This window comes from Desulfuromonas sp. CSMB_57 (assembly GCF_020194955.2).
GTDB lineage: Bacteria > Desulfobacterota > Desulfuromonadia > Desulfuromonadales > Syntrophotaleaceae > JAFCIY02.
Window position 1 is genome coordinate 1 of record NZ_JAFCIY020000036.1, and the last position, 22,675, is coordinate 22,675.

Annotated in this window: 15 protein-coding genes and 1 pseudogene; 2 read left to right on the top strand and 14 right to left on the bottom strand. The window is 56.5% G+C overall.

Annotation, left to right across the window (positions count from 1 at the left end; genetic code table 11):
* Nucleotides 1-167: 167 nt before the first annotated feature.
* The 12 genes and pseudogenes from JQN68_RS10570 to JQN68_RS10625 all read right to left on the bottom strand — a co-directional run bounded on the left by JQN68_RS10570 (nt 168) and on the right by JQN68_RS10625 (nt 17,886).
* Nucleotides 168-635 (bottom strand): protein-export chaperone SecB, encoded by a 468-nt coding sequence (locus JQN68_RS10570; RefSeq protein ID WP_225072171.1) that lies wholly within the window; start codon nt 633-635, stop codon nt 168-170.
* On the bottom strand, nt 619-990 hold the full coding sequence (locus tag JQN68_RS10575) for a helix-turn-helix domain-containing protein (RefSeq protein WP_225072170.1): 372 nt from the start codon (nt 988-990) through the stop codon (nt 619-621). Before JQN68_RS10575 ends, JQN68_RS10570 begins: the two co-directional genes overlap by 17 nt.
* 4 nt (nt 991-994) lie before the next feature.
* Entirely contained in the window at nt 995-1,363 is a 369-nt protein-coding gene (locus JQN68_RS10580; protein ID WP_225072169.1) for a type II toxin-antitoxin system RelE/ParE family toxin, read from the bottom strand.
* 132 nt (nt 1,364-1,495) lie between these two features.
* Complete coding sequence (locus JQN68_RS10585) at nt 1,496-3,568, bottom strand: UvrD-helicase domain-containing protein (RefSeq protein ID WP_249621183.1); 2,073 nt, start codon at nt 3,566-3,568, stop codon at nt 1,496-1,498.
* Nucleotides 3,568-7,377, bottom strand: a complete 3,810-nt coding sequence (gene dsr1 / locus JQN68_RS10590) for an anti-phage defense-associated sirtuin Dsr1 (RefSeq protein ID WP_225072167.1) — start codon at nt 7,375-7,377, stop codon at nt 3,568-3,570. The genes JQN68_RS10585 and dsr1 overlap by 1 nt, the downstream gene beginning before the upstream one ends.
* Before the next feature lie 6 nt (nt 7,378-7,383).
* Nucleotides 7,384-10,170 carry a site-specific DNA-methyltransferase gene (locus tag JQN68_RS10595; RefSeq protein ID WP_225072166.1) on the bottom strand — a complete coding sequence of 929 codons (2,787 nt, stop codon included), beginning with the start codon at nt 10,168-10,170 and terminating at the stop codon, nt 7,384-7,386.
* A 2-nt stretch (nt 10,171-10,172) separates the two neighbouring features.
* Nucleotides 10,173-10,805: a hypothetical protein gene (locus JQN68_RS10600; RefSeq protein ID WP_225072165.1), complete on the bottom strand. Its 633-nt coding sequence runs from the start codon at nt 10,803-10,805 to the stop codon at nt 10,173-10,175.
* Nucleotides 10,806-11,167: 362 nt separating this feature from the next.
* Nucleotides 11,168-14,209: pseudogene (locus JQN68_RS10605) on the bottom strand (BPTD_3080 family restriction endonuclease); the annotation flags it as partial.
* 545 nt (nt 14,210-14,754) lie between these two features.
* Nucleotides 14,755-15,273, bottom strand: coding sequence for a cupin domain-containing protein (locus JQN68_RS10610; RefSeq protein WP_225072163.1), 519 nt, complete (start codon nt 15,271-15,273; stop codon nt 14,755-14,757).
* Nucleotides 15,270-16,520 carry a glycosyltransferase gene (locus JQN68_RS10615; RefSeq protein ID WP_225072162.1) on the bottom strand — a complete coding sequence of 417 codons (1,251 nt, stop codon included), beginning with the start codon at nt 16,518-16,520 and terminating at the stop codon, nt 15,270-15,272. The genes JQN68_RS10610 and JQN68_RS10615 overlap by 4 nt, the downstream gene beginning before the upstream one ends.
* Before the next feature lie 12 nt (nt 16,521-16,532).
* Nucleotides 16,533-17,687 (bottom strand): radical SAM protein, encoded by a 1,155-nt coding sequence (locus JQN68_RS10620; RefSeq protein WP_225072161.1) that lies wholly within the window; start codon nt 17,685-17,687, stop codon nt 16,533-16,535.
* Between the two features lie 25 nt (nt 17,688-17,712).
* Complete coding sequence (locus tag JQN68_RS10625) at nt 17,713-17,886, bottom strand: hypothetical protein (RefSeq protein ID WP_225072160.1); 174 nt, start codon at nt 17,884-17,886, stop codon at nt 17,713-17,715.
* A 243-nt stretch (nt 17,887-18,129) separates the two neighbouring features.
* Here JQN68_RS10625 and JQN68_RS10630 point away from each other — a divergent pair, with 243 nt between their 5' ends.
* Nucleotides 18,130-19,803, top strand: coding sequence for a Na/Pi cotransporter family protein (locus JQN68_RS10630; RefSeq protein WP_225072159.1), 1,674 nt, complete (start codon nt 18,130-18,132; stop codon nt 19,801-19,803).
* A 66-nt stretch (nt 19,804-19,869) separates the two neighbouring features.
* On the top strand, nt 19,870-20,535 hold the full coding sequence (locus JQN68_RS10635) for a Crp/Fnr family transcriptional regulator (RefSeq protein ID WP_225072158.1): 666 nt from the start codon (nt 19,870-19,872) through the stop codon (nt 20,533-20,535).
* 2 nt (nt 20,536-20,537) lie between these two features.
* On the opposite strand, the gene JQN68_RS10640 is transcribed toward JQN68_RS10635, so the two are convergent.
* Together JQN68_RS10640 and JQN68_RS10645 are read right to left on the bottom strand one after the other, a co-directional pair.
* Entirely contained in the window at nt 20,538-21,257 is a 720-nt protein-coding gene (locus JQN68_RS10640) for a glutamine amidotransferase (protein WP_225072157.1), read from the bottom strand.
* A gap of 238 nt (nt 21,258-21,495) precedes the next feature.
* Complete coding sequence (locus tag JQN68_RS10645; RefSeq protein ID WP_225072156.1) at nt 21,496-22,638, bottom strand: alpha/beta hydrolase; 1,143 nt, start codon at nt 22,636-22,638, stop codon at nt 21,496-21,498.
* Nucleotides 22,639-22,675: the final 37 nt, after the last annotated feature.

Consider the following 22,675-nt stretch of genomic DNA (forward strand, 5'->3'; position numbering starts at 1 on the left):
GGATTCGTGTCGGAACGGTGGACGCTTTCCCGTCGGAACCGTGGCCGGATTCGTCCGGAATACGCAGCCAAGTTTTTCGGACAGACGATGCTGCCCACGACTCGGAAGATGGCTATGACTACATCGCCTTCCACGATGTGCCGGGAAAAGCAGGCCTTGAAAGAAAATCATTCTTTTGACGGTTTCTTGGCCCGTTTTCTGGAAGGCTTGGCTTTTTCCTCCCCTGCCCTTGCCTTAATCAATTCAATGAAATTGACAGATGGCAAAACAACTTTGCCAAATCGACTGCAACCGGTCATGTGAGAGACCGTGCCCCGGGCAATCCCATAGAGAATTGAAAGCCCATTAGGTGCAATCATTTTTTTGATGGTGTCTTCTTCTGTTCCATCGGGAAAATGGAAGTACCCTGCGACATTCAGATTCATGCGATAAGGCGCCTGAGCGAACTGCTCGTCTTTCTGATTCAGGCTAATAAAAAGACGAACTTCAAACCGGGCCTCTCCGGTTGTCGCCCTGCCAATGTTAAAATCAACATCCAGCTCATTGTGGGATTCCTTCTCCCCATTAAAGGAGGGGTTAACCTGGAAGTTGAAACCATCAATCGAATATTCGTCGATTTCAAGCAGCGCAGGCATATTGGCCGTCCTCCATGTAAGTCGAGTCCACAGGTTCAAAGCCTCGGCTGTCCCTAGCATACAGGGTTTTTGCGTAAAAGCCCTTGGGATAAAGGTCAAGGTGAAGGCTGCAGCCAAGTGCTTGCGCCACGGTCACCATGGTTTTAATCGTCATGTTGGCATCACCCTTGAGCAACTTGGTGACAAAGGCTTTGCTTTTGCCAAGAGAGTCCGCCAACTGCGCACGGGTGATCTCCTTTTTTCCCATTTCGAGAACCACCCGTTCGGTGAAGTCAAGAATCTTTTCTTCAGTCAGAAACTCAGGATCTTCGGCCCAGAGGTCGTATTTCTCTTCCAACCAGGTCTTTTTACTCATCTTATTATCCTTTTCGCCCGTCGAGGGCTCTTAAGAGCTCTCTTGCTTTATCCATATCCTGTTTAGAGTGTTTATCCTTTTTCTTCTTTATACCATGGGTCAGAACCAGAATAGATTTCCCACGAAATGCGCAAAATATCCGCACCTGAAAGGATTTGAATTCAAACAGGTCGTCAGCCAATTTTTTGAATTGTTCAGTATTGTTTGGGGGACCATGATCCGCAGTGCGGCGGAGGAGAGCAACCAGCTTCTTCTGTTCTGATTCAGAGAGTCCATCAACGAACTCCTGCACCAAATGGCGCCCATCAACGACTATTTCGAATAGTTGAAATTTTGCCCCTTCAAAAAGAAGAGAACGGGTTATCTGACCCATAAGAAGTTTACCTTTAGGTTAACTCTTGTCAAATGTCAACAGTTTTTTGTCCAACTCGCCCACCCAACTGAGTATCGATTTCTTTCATTAAAGGCATGCCCCACTTATGCCACGCGTTTTCTCTTTAGAAAATCAAAGCCTCAAATCATCCAAAAATTCAGACGGCACATCCCCGCTAGTTACCAGCAGATGATCACGTGCCCGGGTGCAAGCGACGTAGAGTAGATGCCGCTCGGTGTCGTAGACCTCCTGCAGGTCGGCGTCATCGGCAACCGTCTCGATGCGTTCTTGCAGGGGGATGATCTCGTCATCACAGGCCATGACCACCACAGCGCGGAATTCGAGACCTTTCGCCAGATGCATGGTGCTGATCGACACCTGTCCGCTGACCGTTTCGGCTTTTTCGTCAAGAATCACATACGGCAGATCGGCTGTGGCAACCGCGCCTTTGGCTCTTCCCATTTCATTGTCTGATCGGACGAAAACCCCGAACTCGTGGGGCATGAGACCTTCACCTGACCGCTCTTTAAGCCAGTCGGCGACAGACTGGATTTCCTCTTCGGCCGAGGCGCATTCCAAAATGATCGGTTTGGGACCATTGAAGACCGAGATGGTGCCGCGTCGTTCTTCAACGTTGCCGTCGACATCGGCCACTTCTGGTCCCAACAGGCGATCGGCCTGCATGCGGATTTGATGGGAGGTACGGTAGTTGATACGCAGGTTGCGAGAGCGGCCCCGGATATCGACACCGAGCGATTTCCAGGAAAACGGCTGCTGGAATATCCTCTGCCCCAGATCTCCGGCGAAAAACAGGCTGTTATCGTTTCCCGCCCCCAGTGCCGCCAGGAATCGCAACTGGGCAACGCTGATATCCTGCGCCTCATCGATGACCGCAAAATCAAAGGGTTGGTTGTGATTCTCAGCAAGTCGAACGGCCAATTTGCTGAACATGTCCGCGTAAGTCACCTGACCCCGTGCATGCAACTCTTGCTGCACCTTTTCAAAAATCGCCCAGAGCGTCTGACGGTGGCTTTCTGGCAGTCGCGTTTTGCGGCCGAGCCTCACCACATCCCGGTAAGAGACCCAATCCTTAAGCTGCCAGGCATCGACTACCTGCTCCCATTCCGTGATCAGAAAACGCTGAGTGAACTTATGGCCTTCGAATTCACTGGCCGCCTGCTTGAGTAATTTGCTGATGTCGGCTCGTGAGGCGATTTCAGGCTTGCCGAAGAGAAAGCCATAAAGTCGTTCCCCGATGGTATCCAGCGCATGGACTTCGAGACGTTCTCCCAGTCGTGGTTCGTTGCCGATCAGGCGTCGTAATTTAGTGCGCAGAGCGCTGGCCAGTGATTCGGAGAAGGTTGTCAGCAAGACCCTGGCATCCGGGTTATTGCGGGTCAGATAAACGGCCCGGTGCAGCGCGACGATCGTCTTCCCGGTCCCGGCAGAGCCGGAGACGCGGGCTGGGCCGCTGTAGTCTCGTTCAACCAGTTCTCGCTGAGCGGGATGGAGAAAAACCGTCCACTTCTCCCATAGGTAATTGAGAGCCTGCTCCAACTCTTCGACATTAGTCATCAAGCGGAAGCGACGCTGCGCATCGGGGTGATCGAAGGGGCTGATATCAGCAGGAACCGGCTGAGGCAACTGCGGCTTGACGCCGATGGCCAGGTCCAGAAGAGCCTCAGCCGCCTCGCTCGGCAGGTGATCGGCCAGATCGAGGATCGTGTCCTCATTGGCGGCACGCACGTCATCCAGCCATTCTTCCGGCACCCCATAACTGAGCAGGGTTTCGGCGGTGATGCCGGCAAAGAGAAGAGGCTTTACCGGCGTCAGGGCTTCCGTCGGCATATAAACCGGTACCGCGATTTCCTGAATTGTTTCTCTGACTTCAACGAGCTGGGCGGCACCGGTTTTAGGATGGGTTTCGAGTTTGCGGCGGCTGGCCCAGTTGTAGGCGGAGTCGTGGTGGCCGACATAGCACAAGAGCAGGCTGTCTTTGGTCTTGTGGACGATAATGCGCAGATCGCTGCTGACACGCACTGACCAGAAATTCTTGTCTCTGGCCTTGTCGAGCTTGTGGAAGCTCAATCCCGGATTGGCGGGATTCAGTTGCAGGTCAAACGCGGTGGTCTTTACCGCCTTTTGTTCGTCGCCAGTTAGCTTGGCCAAACTTTCAGTGAATGTATCAGCGATACGGAACAGCATCAGGTCAACTCCTGCCCATAGCAACGCAAAAAATTGGCAAGGCGTTGAAATCTTTGGTCTCCTACTATCTGAGGTTCAGCGGCGCTGATCGCACGTAAACTCTCATTTAAAAATCGTCTCGGCACCCATTGTGGTTGATCGCCAATCACCCGATCCAGGAAGCCTAAGGCAGGTTCCGGGAACTTTTGGCAGATATCAGTTTTGTGTAAGAGGTTCAACAGGAAATCGGGATGTTCTAGCGGCTGAAGCCAGGCACCAAGCATCGTAACTGCCTGTGGAAAGTCCTGCTGGGCCGCAATGCACAACCGACCAAAGCTTTCGCCAAAGGATGCGGTAACGTGCTCACGCGACTTTGGCCATATCGAGTGCAGGTACGGCACCACGCGGTTCTTCCAGTAATCGGAGCGCTGGTCGCCGGCTCCTTCCAAACCACGGACCAGAGCTTCCGCAGCTTCTAGTAGCCCATCTGGAGGCAAAGTACGCGTGGCACGCGCCAGTTCTGCTGTACTGAAAGTATCCCCAAGGTCAAGTGCAGCGAAGGTCAGCAGGGCAGCATACTGCCCATCGTGTTTGCCAAGGTCCGTATAGTGTCTAGCTGTATCGAGAAACGGTTGCTTAATTGCCTCCATTAGAGGGCGATAGAGACGTGGTGACCAGAGAAAACCCTCCCAGGCTGCGCGCGCTTCCGCTTCAGACCGCTGCCATTCAAAAAGCGGCAGAAGGTATTTTGTGGCCCATGTACAATCCACGCGAAATAGAGTGACGATATGCACTGCCAGAAGAACGCGACCGTGCCTGAACTTCTCCACGTTCGTATCGCAAATCTCGGCAAAAATGCAATTAAGCTCCTTAGGCAGGCCTTGCCCATCTTCGAGCGACTGACGATGCCACCACAGCAGAAGCGCCTGTGCCACGAGCCCTACAGGGTGATTAATGGCACGCATGACAGGATCTTCAGTATCAACGCCGTCCAGATCACACAGATTCAGTATTCGTCGGCAAATGGCCAAGAATTCCATCTCATGGCCCTCGAAAGTCTCGGCAATGGCCTTTAGCCACCAACTGACACTTCGGGCGAGCTTCTGGATCACATGATCGGGGGCATCAGCAATTAAAGCCCTCATATAACGCCAGGACCTTTTGATTAGTTTTTCTTCCGACCAGGCCTGCAAAGCCAAACGCCAACGATCAGTCAACCATACGCCTTCCCTGGCCAAGGCACATATGGCACAAGCGGTAGTGGCGAAATGGTCGCGGCAACGCTGCCGCCAATCATCTTCCTGCCAGTGGTCCGTGCTTGGATGCTGCCTGAGCCACTCGATCAATTCCCGACGACGACGCGGCGTAGCGACAAACGTGCGCCACGGGTCACCTTCTCCAACCCAACGTACCTCACCCATCCAGACCGGAAATTCGTCACGTTCGTCTTCGGCCAACCTCCATTCTGGGTTTTGGGCAGACAATACTTGGAGCCTCTCCTCACCGAGCGGATGCAGAGTTGTACCAGTCTGGGCAATTTTGGACAACCTGAGCCATATTCCCCTCTCCACGATTTGGGTCCAACGATCATCTTCGATGTCGTCCATAAACATGGCACGCGGTGGTCCGGCAAGTATGGCTTGTTCCAGTTGCTCAAAATCGGCGGTATCCAGTTTCGGCGCCAAGACAACGAGCAGACGCAAAGACTCTCGCTCTGTCTCTACCGACCACAGCCACCAGTGATCGTCTGCCAATAACCAGTCGAGTGGCCTACGCAGAAAAATGAGGTCGTCATGCCCTGCAGCAAAAAACGCTAATCGTTTGAACAGCGGATACGGTACTTGCCACCAGCTCTCAGCAACCAAACGGGCCTTATCAGGATATCGAGCAGCGGTCGCAAGCCAAGCGTCACGGGTGAGCTCGATCAGCGCTGTCCAGTCGCGAAAATCCTTGTTCTGCGGATGCTCACTAATCGACGGCTGATCCATGTATGATCGGTCGCTTCCGGCGTCCGCTCCGCCCAATTCCTGCATCAAGTCCAGCGCGTCTTTTAGCAAAGCGTTGAAATCGGGCAGTAGATCGGGCAGCACCTCGGTCCAGAGCTGCTCCTTCTTCAAATCGTGCAAACTGGAATGCACGTGGTCTGTGGACAATACGATCTCCCATTCGACGAGGTCCTTCAGCAATTGCGGCTCGCCCTCGCCGTCATGCTCTCCGGGCCAGCGGATCGGGTCTCGCAATAACACACGTGGCGTAAAAATTTCGCGCAATTCCAAACGCAAGGTGGTGGTGAGGCCCTCGTGATTGAAACGAACCTGCCAGTCGTAGAGATCAAGATTGCGTGCCCGCGCCCTCAAACGCCCAGTTAACAGCAACCGCCAAAGCGAACGCATCATGGGGCGCGGGATGGCATTCGGAGAATATGTGCGGATACGGTTAAGCTCATCCGTATTGCCATCGCTTTCGAACTTGGCCAGCTCATTCAGACGGTCGTCTATATTCCTAATCAGTTCTTCATGCAATCGGCCGCCGCGTTTAACTAACCACAATAACAGTGTAGGGTCGTCGAGATGGCGTAACAGCCAACGCGCAATATGTCGCATTACAGCATCCCAGCCGGTGCGACACGCCCCGATATCAACTAGAGCCATCCGGGGGGAAAGATCGTAAGGAGAAGGCCGGCAGGTTAGGCTGAACGAAAGTTTGCCATCAGTAGTGGACTTGGGTGGCACGCCGAATCGTATAAGATCTGCCTGTCGGTAACGTTCCTCACATAAAGGCCCCAGCCACTCCAGTGATGGCACCGGGACCAGATCAGCAAATCGCTTGGCAGGCAGGCCCCGTGAGTCACTCAGTGCCCAAAGCAGGCGGCCGACGAAATCGTCCTGTTTCGTGCTGGCTAAAGGACGTGCCATCGCACACTCTACGACTACGCGTTCCTTGCCTTGAACGCCATCGCGGTAAGTGTCCGCCCAAGCGCGCAACGTCTTTTGCAGGTAAGCGTGGCGGTTGTGCTCACGGTAGAGGATAGGTGTAACGTTCTTCGCCCGCCACTCGTTCGCGCGATCGGTTTCCTTGCCATTCGAATAGCTGCCAAAGGCGAACATCTCCGGGTGAGATTCACCCAGTAATCGATCGGCGGCAAGGGCATCCATCATATAGCGAAGGACTGGGTCATTGATGCTATAGCCAATGAAGCAGACGGTGTAATTGCGAAACAACTCACTGACGAAACGTGCAGCCCAGCGCTCAGTCAGGTAAGCTAGTCCGAAATCACCACTAGACACCACCAGGCAATCCAATTCGCTGTCGCTAAGTATCGCAGGTATGAGGCCATGCAGGTAAACCAGGCCATCCCAGCGGTTTTTTGGAACCGGCAATAAAGGTGCCTTAAACCGCTCGACCTTCAGTTCTTTGGCGGCAATCACCTCCTCGAATAATCGATCAAAGTTAGTGGTGATCAGCCGTGTTCGCCCCTCTCGACTTTTGCTAAGCGTAAGGAGTGCCTCATGGTTGGCCGTTGCCTTCTTAGCTGTGAGGTCAGGGGTGAGAATGCCCGCCAACGCCCGGCGTACCATGGATCGACCGCCGACGATTCCGGTTTCCAGCAGACTAATGGCGGTGTCGAACTGCTTTGCCCTGATCGCTCCCTGCTGCACTGCGTCTGGTATCGCTCCCAGCCTCGAATAGAGCCTCTCAACAAGTTCCGAAAACCCAGGCAAGCGTGCAGGACAGGAAATACCAGCGCCACAGAAGAAGACAACTCGTCCGTCTTCATGAGCCTGTAAGAGGCGTTCAGGAACATCTGGCCCATTCTTGATGAATTGCATAGCCTGTTAAACCCTAAAAACCTTCATCACCTCATCCCCAAGGTGATTAATCACCTTCACCGCAATCCGTCCGGTCTTCGGTTTGTCAAAGGGGCGCGACGTGTCGCTGTTCAACGTGGCCCAGGCCTCTTCGTTGATTTCTGCCTTGAGGGTGGTCTTGAGGGCCTTGTAGGGATCGTTGGCCCCAAGGAAGTAAGCATGGCGAACAAAGAAGCTTTCTTCGTTGTAATCGGTATCGATGAACCAGCAGGCGATGCCTTCGGCGCCATCACTGCGGACTTCGCCAGTGTTGGGGTGGAAGACATCGACCCCGTTGACCTTGACCTGAATCTGTCCGTCGGCAACATCGAAGATATCGATATCCGGCTCCCCGAAGATGACGAACAGGTTGCCTTTGCCGGTATTCTTGAGATCGTCGGCCATGTGCAGGTCGGCGTTCATGCGGGCTTTGAGCACCGGGATGCGACCGAGCTTGTCGAATTCGGAGGAGTGGGCGTCGTAGTTGAACGCGCAGGCGGTTAGCACGTCAAAACCGGCATCACCGGCTTCGCGGGCGGCGGCGACCAGATCGGGACGGGAGACCGTGCCGAATTCGGGGCCGATGAAAATGGCAGCGCGCTTTTCGCCATCGGCATCCTCAAATCGTCCTTCGGCACAAATAAGGTCGCCCGGCCAGGGGGTAAGGGAGGTGAAATTGATCTTGTCTTCCTTGTGTGCCTGCTGCACCCCGGCGGTTTTGAGGTTTTCCAGAATCATCTGGACGAAATCCTGCTCCTGCCCAAATACTTCTTTAGCTTCGGCTACGGTGTCGATCAGCTCGTCATCAGCCCCAATAGCCAGCACCCGGTGGGGTGAGAGGCTCTCCACAGTGAAAGGTCCGGCGACTCGGACCTTTTTCATGTCCTCGAAGGGCTTGTCGTAGAGATATTCGTGATCGGCCTTGGCGGAGACGGAGGCGTCGATTTCCTTTTGGCGGGCAATGCGCGCACTCCACCAGTCGGCATGCAGCTTTTTGGATGCGTCCGACCACTTGGCTTCCGCCTCGCGAGTGATTTCCCATTCCTGCCAGCTCTTTCCCTGGGCTTTATTCAACTGTTCACGCAACAACTCGAGCGTTTCCTGAAACTTGTCCCAAATGACATCGATCTCGGTATTGTTGGCGATCGATTTCAAAGTGATATGTGGCACCCGCTCATAAACGAAGCCGTGGCGGATATTGCCATTGGTCGCTTTGCTGGAAGGCACGGTTCGTGTGATTTCGGCTTCTTTCTGTTGCCCTTCCGGACTGTCAGCGAGGAGATAATAGGAATAGCGGGCACCCATGACGCGTGACCGAGCCAAAGTTAAGGCGACACGGGAAGTGTCGATGGTAATCCAGCGTCGGCCCCACTGTTCTGCAACATAGGCGGTAGTTCCGGAACCACAGGTGGGGTCGAGAACGAGGTCACCGGGGTCGGTGGCCATAAGGATGCAGCGTTCTATCAATTTAGGGCTGGTTTGGACAACATAAACCTTTTCTGTAGCAAAACCGCTTACGCCAGTATCAGTCCATTGGTTTGAAAGAGTGGATACGGAATCATCTTCAAGGTATCCAACAAATCGGGCACTTTTCCCAACAGCTAGAATTCGATTCGCTTTGCGCAGCCGCTCTCGCCCATTTGGGCTATGAGTCCAATATCTTCCTTTCGGCGGCATGAAAGACTTGCCTTCAAATTCAAAAGGAACTCTGCCCAAACTATAAGGCTTATTGCTAGATATGTCAGAGCTGCGGAAGGGACGTCCAATGTTGAGAGCCTCTCCAGACTCAATCTCACGATCTGTCATTCGTCGGCGTGAACCGTCCGGCAACTCAACATGGTAATACTGTCCAATCTCGTCAAATCCCACACCCTTCTTCTTGAATATTCGTCGAAATTTGACTTCATTAGCGCTTTTTGCGTACCAAAGAATAGTGTCGAAAAGGGCAGGCAGCAGAGAATCCGTTTGCCCAGCGGTTTTGGTGGAAGCGATTTGCGCAACAAAGTTATCTTCCCCAAAAACCTCATCCATCACCGCCCGCACCCGATGCACATTCTCATCCCCAATCTGCACAAAGATCGACCCGGAATCGGTCAACAGGTCCCGCGCCACGGTCAACCGGTCCCGCAGGTAGGTCAGATACGAATGAATTCCGTCGCGCCAGGTATCGCGAAACGCCTTCACCTGCTCCGGTTCGCGGGTAATGTGATCCACCTTGCCATCCTTCACATCGCGACTGGTGGTGGACCATTGAAAATTGGAGTTGAACTTGATGCCGTAAGGAGGATCGAAGTAGATGCACTGCACCTTGCCGCGCAGCCCTTCCCGCTCGGCCAGCGAGGCCATCACCTGCAAGCTGTCCCCCAGAATCATCCGGTTGGCCCAGTGGGCATCGTGCTGATAAAACTCGGTCTTGGCCGCTTCGTTGGGCAAACCGTTGAAATCGGCAAACAGGTCAAATTGATCTTCGTCGGCTCTGGCATCAGCCACTGTGCGCCGCAGCAGATCATCGATCAGCACCTTGGGATGCACCTTCTCCTGGATGTAGAGCGGGGGCGCCTGCACCACCAGATCCGACCAGTCCCGCTCATCCTTGCCGCGCCAGACCAGTTGCGGATCGAGATCACGGTTGCGGCGCTCGTATGCAACGCGGATAGGCGATTTGTCGGCCTCGTGCATGAGCGACTGATGTTCGGCCGAGGGGATGTTCTTGCGGGTTGCCTCGTCGTGGGTCAAGGTCTCAACGGATTTTGATGTCTTTGTTTTATTCGCCATATCTAGCTCGCTGTTGTCGCGTCATTATCAACATAGAGGTTACAACCAATGTGGCTTATTTCTAAATTTTCACCACAGGAATGAAAATGCTCAGAAAGAAACGACCATTTCAAAACATGATCAGCTGTATCCCTTCCCTGAGAACATGGCCTTTCCGTGTTCATCCTTCCACGGAGTTTTTTTATCAAACCAGTTATGTCCTTTTTTTGCACATACACGATCAGGAGACCCCGCGTTTCTCTGCCGGTCGTGTAACGGCCGAGCAATTGTTTTAAGCCTCCGATATGATATGAATAGCCATCGTAAATCTTTGCCTCACCTAGTTTAATACGCTCCGGTACGCAATGGTCCGCAACGATAAACAAATCCACGTGCCCGTTGGAATGCGACTCCTGTGAAACGGTTAGCCCTGGTATTGAAAGTCTGGCAGCGAGTACGCTAGTAAGACCGACTTCATCGAGGGTCTGGTAGCTCTTTTTGTTTCGCTCCATCCAAGAAACAGCTGTCGCCAGGACAGCGTTGAAAGCTTGTTCAAAGTCAGCGTCAGTTTCGGCAGTCAGAAGGTCGAGGTACTCGGGAGCCTTTTTTTGAATTCTTTCCACAAGGGCAGCTACACTATCGGTATTGGTACTCATAAACCCCTATCCCCTTTCGCTACCCGTACCCATCCGACTTTGACATCTTCAGCCCAGCGTTCCCAATCATTCTTGCTAATGATTCCTTTTCGCCACCAATCACGAAGCTTCCCAATAAATTCCGTTGGGGAGACCTGAGCTCCATCCCGGCTCTCTGACCGAAGCTCCATTCGCAACACTTGAATAGAAGGGTGAGACAGAAGCCCTAAAATCCCTAGAACCTCCTCGGGCGTGCACCTCCCCGTTTTTGCCACGGTGTCAATATCCGTTAATCGAAAGATTCGATCCGGCTTCGCCGTCAGCAAGTCGAGTATGTTTTTCGCAATCCTGGCAGCATATTCTCCTTCGATTACGGCATCGGAACTGATAACGGACGTGATCATTTCATCGAAAGCGCCTTGGACTTCCGCTTCAAAATCAGACTCAATCTGGTAAACTTCGCAAAACTCGGCAAAAGCCCATCGACCGTAATTGCCCAAGTTGTTGACGCCCGGCACCCAGTAGGTGTCCATGGTCGATTTTTTCTCCTTGGCATCCTCGCGCCGATAGCCCTTGATCTCGACGATCAAGTTCAGCAGATCGTCCTCACCCCGACCATCGTCGATCTGCACGATGAAATCGGGCAGGTATTTGCGGGTTTCGGAGCCGTAACGATAGGGCACCTCCAGCCCGAGGCTGTGGTTTTTGACATAGGCCCTGACCTTGGGATGACCTTCGGCGACCCGGCAGAACTCCGCCTCCCAGTCGCTGTCGAGAACCACCCAGTTGACATGGCAGCGGCGCGAGTCGGTCTCCCAGCGGGACTTCTTGGAGGTATTGAAATTGACGTGGCAGGTCGAGCCGACCGGATTGTAGGGATCGAGGACTGCCTTGATCGGACTTTCACCGGCATGATGCCGGGTGATGGCAGCGGTGATCTTGTCGCAGGCCAGATCGGCCAGGGTCTTGTACTTAAGCTGAGCGGGATAGGTGCCGCCCCGGCAATCCAGATAACTGTCCAGCCATTGGCGGGCGATGCGCTTGAGCTGCCCGAACAGGCTCAACTGGGGTTCGCCATTGGCATCGCGCCACTTGGTCAACACCAGATGGGAGGTCAGCTCATAGACGATCTGGGAGGGGCGGATATCACCGGTGTGCACCAGGTTAAGATCGACGGTTGCCCCGATAATCCCCGAGTTGCGGGTCTCCGTCGCGCCGACCAGGTCCGGCGTCAGCACAAGCGAGGATTCGTCGTTGAAATCTGCCGCCAGGCGCGTCTCGGGGAGTTCGGTTCGATAACCGGCCACACGGGGAAAACGTATTTCCAGCGCATCGCGCTCTGGCCGCACCGCCTTGACTTGGATGGTCTCACTCGGCGGCTGGGGCTTGGAGATCACCGGCTTGGCGGTGAAATCGAAGGGAATCCCCAGGACATCGGCATATTCGGTGTTGAAGAGACCCTCTTCATTCAAATCATAAGACTGGCGACGAAGCGCCCGGCCGATAACCTGCTCGCAGAGAAGTTGCGTGCCGAAGGCCCGTACCCCGAGCACATGGGTGACGGTATTGGCGTCCCAGCCTTCGGTGAGCATGGAAACCGAGACGACGCAGCGGATCGCTCCGCCAAGCCGTCCGTGCTTGCCTACGGTGTTCATGACCTCACGCAGCAGATCCTGATCGGTGATGTTTTCGGCCTGACGAAGGTCGCCGGTACGTTCGATGATCTCGCGGCGGAAGCGTTCGATCTCGAAGGAGGCCATCTCGCGGAAGTTCGTATCCAAGGCTTCACCGGATTCGAGCTGCTCACTGTCGATCAGGAGCGTGTTCGGCCGGGCGAGGGGATTGCCGTGCTCGTCGGTATTGCGGAACAGCGGCAGGCGGCCGAATTCGAGCTGGCTGGTGCCATCCTTGTTCTGCCGTTCAAAGCCGGAGATGTAGTCATAGACCAGCTTCGAAGTGGCGGTGTTGTTGCAGACGACGATGAAACAGGGCGGGACGTTGATCCCCTCTTTCTGCCACAGGTCAAAGGTTTTTTCGTAATGTCCGTAGAGCGCCTGGAGAGCGGTTTGCAGTTGCGGCGGCAGATCGAGCGGATTAAGGGTGTCGGCTTTGCCACGTCCCTTTTTCGGCATCTTTTGGCCGATGTGCTCCCAGAGGTTGCGGAACATCGGCATCTCTTCACCGGGGATGTTGTCGGCGACCGGCACCCGGGGCAGCTTGACGATGCCGCACTCGATGGCATCCATCAGCGAGAAATCGCTCATGGTCCAGGGGAAAAGCGTCCCCTCGACATAACCTGAACCGCGCAGGAAAAAGGGTGTTGCCGACAGATCGATGACCTGTGCCAGCCCCAGCTTGCGGTTGACGATCTCCAGCCCCGAAATCCACAACCGGGCCGCTTCGTTGTTCTTCTCGGCTTCTTTCTTTTCCTCACCCTTTAAGTCACCGATATCATCCCCGCCGGGCTTTTCCCGATAGCAATGATGCGCTTCATCATTGATGGCGAGGATATTTTTCAACCCCATCAGTTCGGGCATGACCCGCTGGAGCATCTGCCCTTCGGTTTCCAGGGTGTTGAGGGCCTCGCCGCGACCCTGCAGAAGCGACCGGCCGCCCTTGGAAATATCGATACGTTCCCGCAGCTTGAAAGCATGGTAGTTGGTGATGACGATCTTGGCCCGTTCAATGTCGCCAAGCATATCGCCGGGGACAAGCTCGCGACTCTGGTAGTAGCTGTCCGGGTCGTTGGGTTGCAGAACCCGCAGGCGATCACGAATGGTGATACCAGGAGCGACAATCAGAAACCCCCGGGTGAATTTCTTGCTGTTGGGGCGTCGGACCGCATTGATGGTCTGCCAGGCGATCAGCATCGCCATGACGGTTGTTTTGCCAGCGCCGGTAGCCAACTTCAACGCCAGACGCAGCAACTCGGGGTTGGCGTCCTGGTTGGCCCGGGCCAGATGGTCAAGAAAATCTTTGCCCACTTTTTCGGTAGGCGCAACTTCGGTGAGCCAGATCGCCGTCTCAATGGCTTCAACCTGACAGAAGAACGGACGGATGCTGTTGAAGGAATGATGCCGCCAGTGCTGGAGTAAGCGAACGGTTTCGGGAGTGACTTTCCAATGGGCAGGGTTCGGGATCATGCGCCAGCGATCGACCAATTCACGCAGGCGATTGATGATGGATGTCTGGTCGTACTGCTGATCCTCAGTCGAAAGCCCCTTGCCTTCATCGAAAACGAAACCCTGCTGTTCCCCACTTGATTTCCGTTTTTTGGGCTTTGGAATCGGCGTGATGAAATCCGCGCGACGGCGTTTTTCGATGATCTTCTGGGTCGGCTGGCCCTGTTCATCGAGCTCCCAATGTCTGATGGGATATTCGTAGGGGGAATTGAGAATCGGTTGATCGAAAAACGGATTGTCCATGTTCACCCTTTTTCGAATGGTTTGCTGCTGCCTGGGAAGATGTGGGGAGAGCAAATGTTCCTCTGGTGCAAAGAGTTGGCACAGACACTGAAGATCCCAATGTCGGCAACAATACTGCTATGCCCTTAACGAACCTGAGTAAAAGCCACGCCATCGAATCGTGGCTCATTCGCGCCATTGATAAAAATCCCAACAGGCAAAGCTAGCCATTTATTTTTTTAATGTCAATATTTCTAATCTTCCTTATCCTATTCAGTCTTTGTATGCAGCTAAACTTTTGGGTGGCGCGACGTCCGCCGCTATGCCGAGAGCAATGTCGCTGATGGACCCTGCTTGACCAACCTTCATGGCTTCGCAAAAAGTCATTCCCGAGACCCTTATGGTCGGGAATCCTGCCTGTAAAATCTCGAAACCATGGATGCCGGATTGAAGCACTCGTGCATGACGAAGCGAATTTGCGAAAGCTTCAACGTTAGTCAAAAGGCTTTTCCTCTTAAGGTTCGCGTCAGCAAAGCTCAAACCTTGAATGCTGCAGAACGGCCCCCTTAGTCTCCTCCTCCGGGGTCCCTGGTCAACGCCTCGATCAGCTCTCTATGCAACGGATACTGGCGAATCAGCTCCTTCCGCCTCCCCATCTGAAAATCGGCGAAATCGAAGCCCGGCGCGACCGTGCAGCCGACCAGGGCGAAACCGCCCGGCGCCTCAACCCGTGCGCCGAACCAGCAGCCCGCCGGCACGACCGCCTGAAAGGATTCCCCCTGGTCGACGGCGGCGCCGAGGCGTAGCACGCGATGTTCGCCGCCCGGCTCGATGACATGCACGGTCAAGGCACTGCCGGCATGGAAATGCCAGATTTCGTCCGCCTTGAGTCGGTGCAGGGCCGAAAAGGTTTCGGAGGTGAGCAGAAAATAGATCGACGTGGCAAAACACCGCGCACCTGCGAACCGCGCCGGTAGACACTGCGGCGGAATGGTCTCCGCCGCCCGGTAGGTTTCGCGGTACCAGCCCCCTTCGGGGTGAGGCAGCAAATTGAGGGCCTGAATGTAGTCGGTGGGAGATTTCATGGTGAACCTTCAGCCGGCGAATGGGCCATAGTGGCGCGTGAGTGTCCAGCGGCATCGAGAATGCGCTGCAAAAAAGCTTTCATGCCCATGCTCTCTCGCCAGGCGCTGCGGATACCTTCCATCTCCCTGGTCAGTCCAGGAAGGGCCTGCAACGCCCGGCAACTCGCCTCGGCAATTGCGGCCACTTCAAACCTTGGAAACATTACCGCCCCTCCTCCATGCTTGCGCGCCATGGCCGCCATCCAGGTTCCGTCAGGAATAACACTTACCTTTCCCATGGCCATGGCTTCGGAGAACACCCCCGATGTCTGCAAGGCGTACCCTGCGGGAAGATAAGGCAGCAGCACCAGATCGGCCCTGCTCATGGCGCTTTGATATTCCTCCTGGCTCATTTCTCCGCGATGGATTTGAACGCGCGCCATGGCGACGGGACCGATTTCATCCCGCCAGCGCCTTTCCCAGCTTTCCGGATTGGCTTGCAAGAAAAATCGGCAATCGGGATATCGCTCCAGAACTTTGGGGACCACGAAACCGATTAAATCCGAGCCTTTACGTTGCTGACTGTGACCCAGGAAAACGATCCATGGTGACTTGCCGGGGACGGAACTTTTCGCGTTACAGCAGGAAAGCTCATGTTGAACCGGCAGAGGAAGAGTCCGCACCGGGTGGTCAAGGACCCGGGTCATGGCTTGGGCGAAGGTGGTTCCGCCGGCAGACAACAAGAACCGATCCGCGCCCAGCACTTTCCGAAGGCGTGAAAAGGCGAAACGGTAGAGCAGCGCGGATTTTAAATTTGTCCTCCACTTTTTTGCTTGGTTGCCCGGACGCGAGATATCGTCGATCATGAAATTAATCGCCACAAAGGGGCGCTGCTCGCGGGGAATCCGGGTCAACCATAAAGCCAGGCCTTGCATGTCACGGGCTTTCGTAAGGGTGGAGACCAGCACGTCCGATGAAGAGATTATTCCAGGGGGCAGACCCGTCATCGCTCTGCCCATCTGCCGGCTATAAAGTCTGAAGTCCCGCAACGGCCCAAGATACCGTGGTCGAAATAATATTTTATAGGGGGTATGTGGAAACAGCGGAAGGGCTTCCAACTCCTCACGAATCGAGGCACTGATATCGCGGTGGGCCAGGAGCAGGCACTCCAAGCCTTGCCTGGCGGCCTCCTCCTTGAAAGCGCGGGCTTCCATATAGTGGTGCCCGGTTCGGTCGATGAGCCCGTGAGCAACGAGGATAAGGCGCATGTCATGGACTTTTCAGATGAATTTGTAGGTCATGCGATCTTCCAGAATCACACTTTCCATAATCTGATTGTGCGGCTGGTAGGTACAGCGGGGACAGTCGCTCAGGTCGATGGCATCGAACAGGTCCCAGTGCCTGTCACTGCCCCAAAAATCCGCGATCTCCCTCACCGAGCCGCCCACACCGAAGGCTTCCAGCCGTTGGTCGCCGCGCCGATCACAGCAGAGTCCCAACCGAAACCGTTCTCTGGTTTCATCTCTCGGCGGCATCACCACGCAGGTCATAAAAATGGCATGGCAATGGTTGAAACGATGGCAGGGATTGAGGTCGCCGGTGAACTTGTGGGTAATGCCATAGACACCAAAGGTTTCGTCCTCCAGGGGGCGGACAAGATCCAAGGCGGCCTGCAGACGGATATTCTCCTCGTTGCGAAACAGGTTTGGCGGACCGGATCTCAATTTATCCCAGGCAATCCCCGCCGGCCGCAAATGGAAATTTGCACACCCCAACTCCTTGGCCAGCCGCGCGGCGGGAACGATATCGTCCATGTTCTCCGGCGTCAGAAGGTATTTGTAGGAGACCCCGGAACCGGCGCCGGCCATCCCCAGACGGCAGCCGGGCCCGGCGGCATATGTGGTCAGTTGCCGGATATTGCCCAACACGGCCTCGAAACAATCCATCTGTTTCAGGCGCCGGTAGGTGAGGGCCGTACCCGCGTCCACCGAAACGCCGACCCAGGTGCATTTGGACAGAGGTTCCAGGTGCCGCTCCAGTTGGGTCCCGTTGGTGACCACCCCCACTTCAATCCCGTTGGCCACCACCCGGTCGATAAATGCCCCGATATCCGGATGCAACAGGGGCTCCCCCCCACCGGCGATACAGACCGCCTCCACGCCGGCCGGCCAGTTCGGCGAACCCTGCCAGACTGGCAGGAAATCGGCCAGGGCCATCAGCGTATCCCGGCTGAGCATTCCGTTGTTTTCCTTCAGCAGATACCCGGCGTTGCACCAGTCACACTTGAGGTTGCAATGGTTGATAGGGTCGATGGTGACCAGGGCTGGTTGCGGAACAGGCCGGCCGCGCACAATATGACGCCAGCGATAGACTTGCGCCAGAAGCTTGTAGCTGTTGAAAGGGTTCCACTTTTTATCTGGCGACCACTCATTCAAAACGCACACCTCCCCTCAACAATGCTCAGATCCAGACCACCTGCCCGGCTAAGGTGAGCCCGCTGGCCGACATCTTCCCCACGGCGACTTCCACCGACGAAATCCCGCCGAACCGGGTCGCGTGGAACAGTTCCTCCCTGGAGAGGCTGCCGTCCCCATCCGAGTCCAGCCTATGGGGCAGTTCAAAAAATTCGTTCATTCAGCCTCCGGGGACGGAAAAACCTGCAGATGGAGCCCTGGAAACATCGGCATTGAATTACCCATAGGGCATTATGCCTGTTTTCGGAAAAATTTTTCACGGAATTTTATTCGCCCCCCTTTCCCAATCAATCCTTGGCGATCCTTCCGGAGTCTGCTAGCATACGGCGGTTTGTTTAGACCGAACCTTGCCGCAACCGAATGGGTTGCCGGCGGCCAAGCTTTATTGCAAGGAGGGTATCCGGTGTTCTTTCTCAAGATTCTGGCCCAGACCTTGGGCGGCCTGGGACTGTTCGTGGTCGGCATGAAGACCATGACCGACGGCCTGCAGATGTCGGCCGGCCACCGCATCAAGAAAATCCTCTGCGCCCTGTCCTGCAACCGCGTGGTGGGATGCGCCACCGGCACCTTGGTGACGGCCATGGTGCAGTCCTCCTCGGCCACCACGGTGATGCTCATCGGCTTCGTCAGCGCCGGGTTGTTGTCCCTGCAGCAGGCGGTCGGCGTCATCCTGGGCGCCAACGTCGGCACCACCATGACTTCCCAGCTCATCGCCTTCAAGCTGTCGAGCCTGTCCCTGCCAGCCATCGCCCTGGGCGTATGTCTAAAATTTTTCGCCCGACGAAAAAAACTCAACTATGTCGGCGAGGTCATTTTCGGTTTCGGCATGCTGTTTCTCGGCATGGAAACCATGAAGGACGGTCTGGCGCCGCTGCGCTCCGACCCCACCTTCCTGTCCTATTTCACCCGTTTCGATCCGAGCACCGCCGGCGGCTTGCTGCTGTGCGTGGTCACCGGCGCCCTGTTGACCGTCGCCGTCCAGTCCTCCTCGGCCACCGTCGGCCTGACCATGACCCTGGCCGCCCAGGGGCTGCTGTCCTTTCCCGCCGCCATGGCCCTGGTGCTGGGTGAAAATATCGGCACCACCATCACCGCCGAACTGGCGACCCTCGGCACCCGCAACGTCGATGCTCATCGGGCGGCTCGCGCCCATACCCTGTTCAATGTCATCGGCGTGGCCGTGATGGTGGCCATCTTCCCCTATTTTGTCGGCTTCGTGGAAACGGTCACACGCTGGTCCGGCGTCGGGGCGGTCGGCACCGTGGTCAACAACGAGGCCATCCACGTGGCCCGTTACATCGCCAACGGTCACACCCTGTTCAACCTGACCAACGCCCTGCTGTTTCTGGTCTTCCTGCCCCTGCTGGTGAGAATGGCGGTAGCCATCTCCCCCCGTCAGGCGGAAGCAAAAACCCTGCCCCAGGTGCCCGACTTCAACGACTTCTTCGACCAGTCCCCCATCGCCGCCCTGACCCAGGTACGCACCGAAATCATCCGCATGGCCCAAGCCGCCCGCCAAACCCTGGAACAGGTGGTGCCGAGCATCAAAAGTCGCGATCCGGAAGCTCTGGCCAGTTTCAAAATCCAGGAAGAGCACCTTGATGAAACCCGCAAGGAAATCACCCGTTATCTGATTCGCATCTACCAACTGGAGATCAACGAAGAAGCGGCCCTGGAAATCCATGGCTTTTTCCGCATGGCCAACAATATCGAAAAGATCGGCGACGCAGTGGAAAGTCTGGCACGTCTGGCGGAGCAGATGTTCGAACACAAACTGGTGTTTTCCGCCCAATCGATTCAGGATCTGGAAAAAATGACGGCGAGGATCATCGCTTTTCTCGACTTGGTGATTCAGGGGATGAAGAACCCCGAGGAAGATTTCATGCAGCAGGCCCTGAAGCTGGAGACGAGCATCAACCTGCTCTACGGCAGCATGCGCACGGAAAAAATCCACCGTTTGCAGCAACAGGGCTGTGCCATCGAGCCGGGGCTGTGGTATATCGACATCATGGCTTACCTGGAACGCATCGGCGGCTACTGTTTCAACATCGCCCAGGCCGTGACCGGCAACAAGTAGCCAAACCCTCCACCCGGCGTGGCGGGCTTTTCATTCGGCCCGCCGGACCCGCGCGAAAGGCTCTCTATGGATCGCGGCAAAGTCATCGAGTTGTTCCTGCAGCGTTTTTTCGGTAAGACCGATGCGGATCTGCATGCCCTTATCGACAGCATCAGCGTATTACAGAAGCGGGGGCGGAAAGAGGTCCTGTTCCTGGAGGGCGAGGAAGGTGCCGCGGTCCATTTCCTGGCTGCCGGCCGGGTCAAACTGTACCGCGCCAACGACGAGGGCAAGGAGGCGGTGATCCGCTTCGTGCAGCCGGGGGAGTTTTTCGCCGAGGTGCTTCTCGATCTGCGCAAACGCTATCCGGTGAGCGCCGTGGCTCTGGAAGACTGTCAGCTGCTGCTCATCGACGTGCAGCAGCTGTTTGCCCGCCTGCAGCAAACCCCGGGGCTCGCCATGCAGCTGATCAGCATTCTCTCCCAGCGGCTCAGCTACCTGTTGGGTCGCGTCGAACAGCTGGCCATCGCCGACATTCGCCAACGCTTCATCAGCTATTTGCGGGTTCTGAATGAGAAGCACCATACCGGCGTGGTGTTTCTGCCGGCGCCCAAACGGGAAATCGCCCTGCTGCTCGGCACCACCCCGGAAACCTTTTCCCGCCTGCTGAAAAAACTCTCCGAAGAGGAAGTCATCCGGGCCAGCGGCAAAACCATTCAACTGCTGCCGGCCTTCGATGCTTTGGAGAACTGACGTCAGAAGCGTTCGGCGACGAGCCGGGCGAACCGCTTCAGCAAGCCGGCACTGACCGGCGTCTCGAGGACACCGGCCAGGAGAGCGGCCGGATCGCGAGCGGCCCCGCGCAGAGTTGCCGCTTCCGTGGCGATGTAGAGACGCATGACCGCGGCATCGAATTCAGGATGAAACTGTACCCCCCAGGCACTTTCGCCATAGGCGAAGGCGTGATGGGGCTCGAAATTGTTGCCGGCCAGCAGACGGGCGCCGGGCGGCAGGGTTCGTACCGTCTGAAAATGGAAAGCCTGGGCCCTGAAGTATGGCGGCAGGTCGGCGAACAGGGCATCGGTGCGGGCGGCCGGATGGCTCTGCACGGTGACCGTGCCCACCTCCGGCCCGGCGGGATGGAAACCGACCTCGCCGCCCAGGGCATGGGCCAGCAACTGGTGACCGAAACAGATGCCCAGCACCGGAATGCCGCCGGCCACCGCCCCGGCCAGCCAGTCCGCCAACCGCTCGCTCCAAGGCTCCCGCGTCGTCACCATGGCATGGGAACCGGTAATCACCACCCCGTCCAAACTGTCCATGTCGGGCAACCGGCCACCGTCCCAGGCCGGTACCAGCCGACAATCTCCCTCGCCGACCTCCAGGCCGTTCGCCACCCATTGCCCAAAGTCTCCCCGCCGGTGAGCCAGCCAGGGGTAGGTGCGCCCCGCTTCCATGATTGTGATCCGGGCCATGCCGCCTCCCTTCCGATTATCCATTGTCCATGGATAACCGAGGTGCAAGCAACGCACCAGACCGGATACGGCCGAAGCCTGCCCCATGCACTCGCAAAAAATCCGTCAAACCCCTAAAGATGACAAGGAATTCCCGTGTCGACGCATGTCGCACCGCATACGGTCCGATTTCCGCCTCTGCCCAACCTGCTTAATTTTTCACCCGCAATTCCGCAACCACGGGATTTTTTGGGCAGCCTCACAGCACCCCGTCGCGGGCCGCCAGAAAGGCCCGTACCACCCGCCAGAGACGCCAGCGATCCGGCAGACCGGGTTCGATGTCCACATGCTGCAGTCCATGCACCAGAAACAATTGCACCCGGTCCTCGGGCAAAGCCCCGGCCAGGGCAAGGCTTTCGCTGAAGGGGATCATGGGATCCTCATAGCCGTGCAAGAGCAGCACCTGGGCCCTCAAGCGGGACATATCACGGCCGGCCAGGTTGAGGGCGGTCATTTCCTCGAGAATCTCTTCCGGCAGTGCGGCCAAAAGCGGTGCAACGCGCCCGGGATCGGTGTTGGTGACAAAGTTCCAGATAGCCAGACCGGCCGGTGTCAGTTCGGCCAACAGGTCGTCGACGGGGGCATCGGCATCCGCCTGGCGTCGCTCCCCCAACCTGGCAACCAGGGTCCTATCCCGCGGGTCGGACATATGTTCGGCATTGGTGATTAGAAAAGCCCAGCGACCGTAAGCCTCCGGTTTTCGATAGCGCTCCTCGTCGGCTACCCGATAAAACCCGGTGGTCAGGAATTTCAAAACCCGCCGCAGGTCATGGTAGCCGCCGACCGCCAGAATGAACCGCACCCGCTCGCGGATGGGCTCCTCGAGGGCGGCCAGCAGGGCCGGTCCGGCGGCATAACTGAAGGCGACCAGCCCGGCCCGGCCGGCCGGCGATAATTCCGGCTGTTCGCTCAACCAGGAAAATGCGTCGGCCACCTCGATGATGTTGTCCGGCGACACCCGCAGGCGCCGCAGTTCGGCCAGATCCGGCACCAACACGGCAAAGCGGGCCCGTGCCAAGGTGGTGGCGAAGGCCACCAGTCGGGGGTCATCCTTGCCCCCTTCGGCCAGACCAGGCACCAGGACCACGCCGGCACGCACCGCCGCCGGCAGATAGAGATCACCGTTGTAGGCCCGCCCTTCGACGGCAAACTCGATGGTCCGACGCTGCGGCGGGGCGGTGCGCCTTTGCAGGCGGCTGTCCCCTCCGGCGGCGGCAATATCCGCCAGCACCAGCAGGGCTTCATAGCCGCGGCCGGGAGCACAGGCGACCACCGCTGCGACCAACAGCAGGACCGCCATGGCCTTGATCCGTAACCGGCCGGTAGTCTTGCGCCGCCTCATCGGTTCCTCCCGTACGCGTGTCAGCAATCTGCCTGCA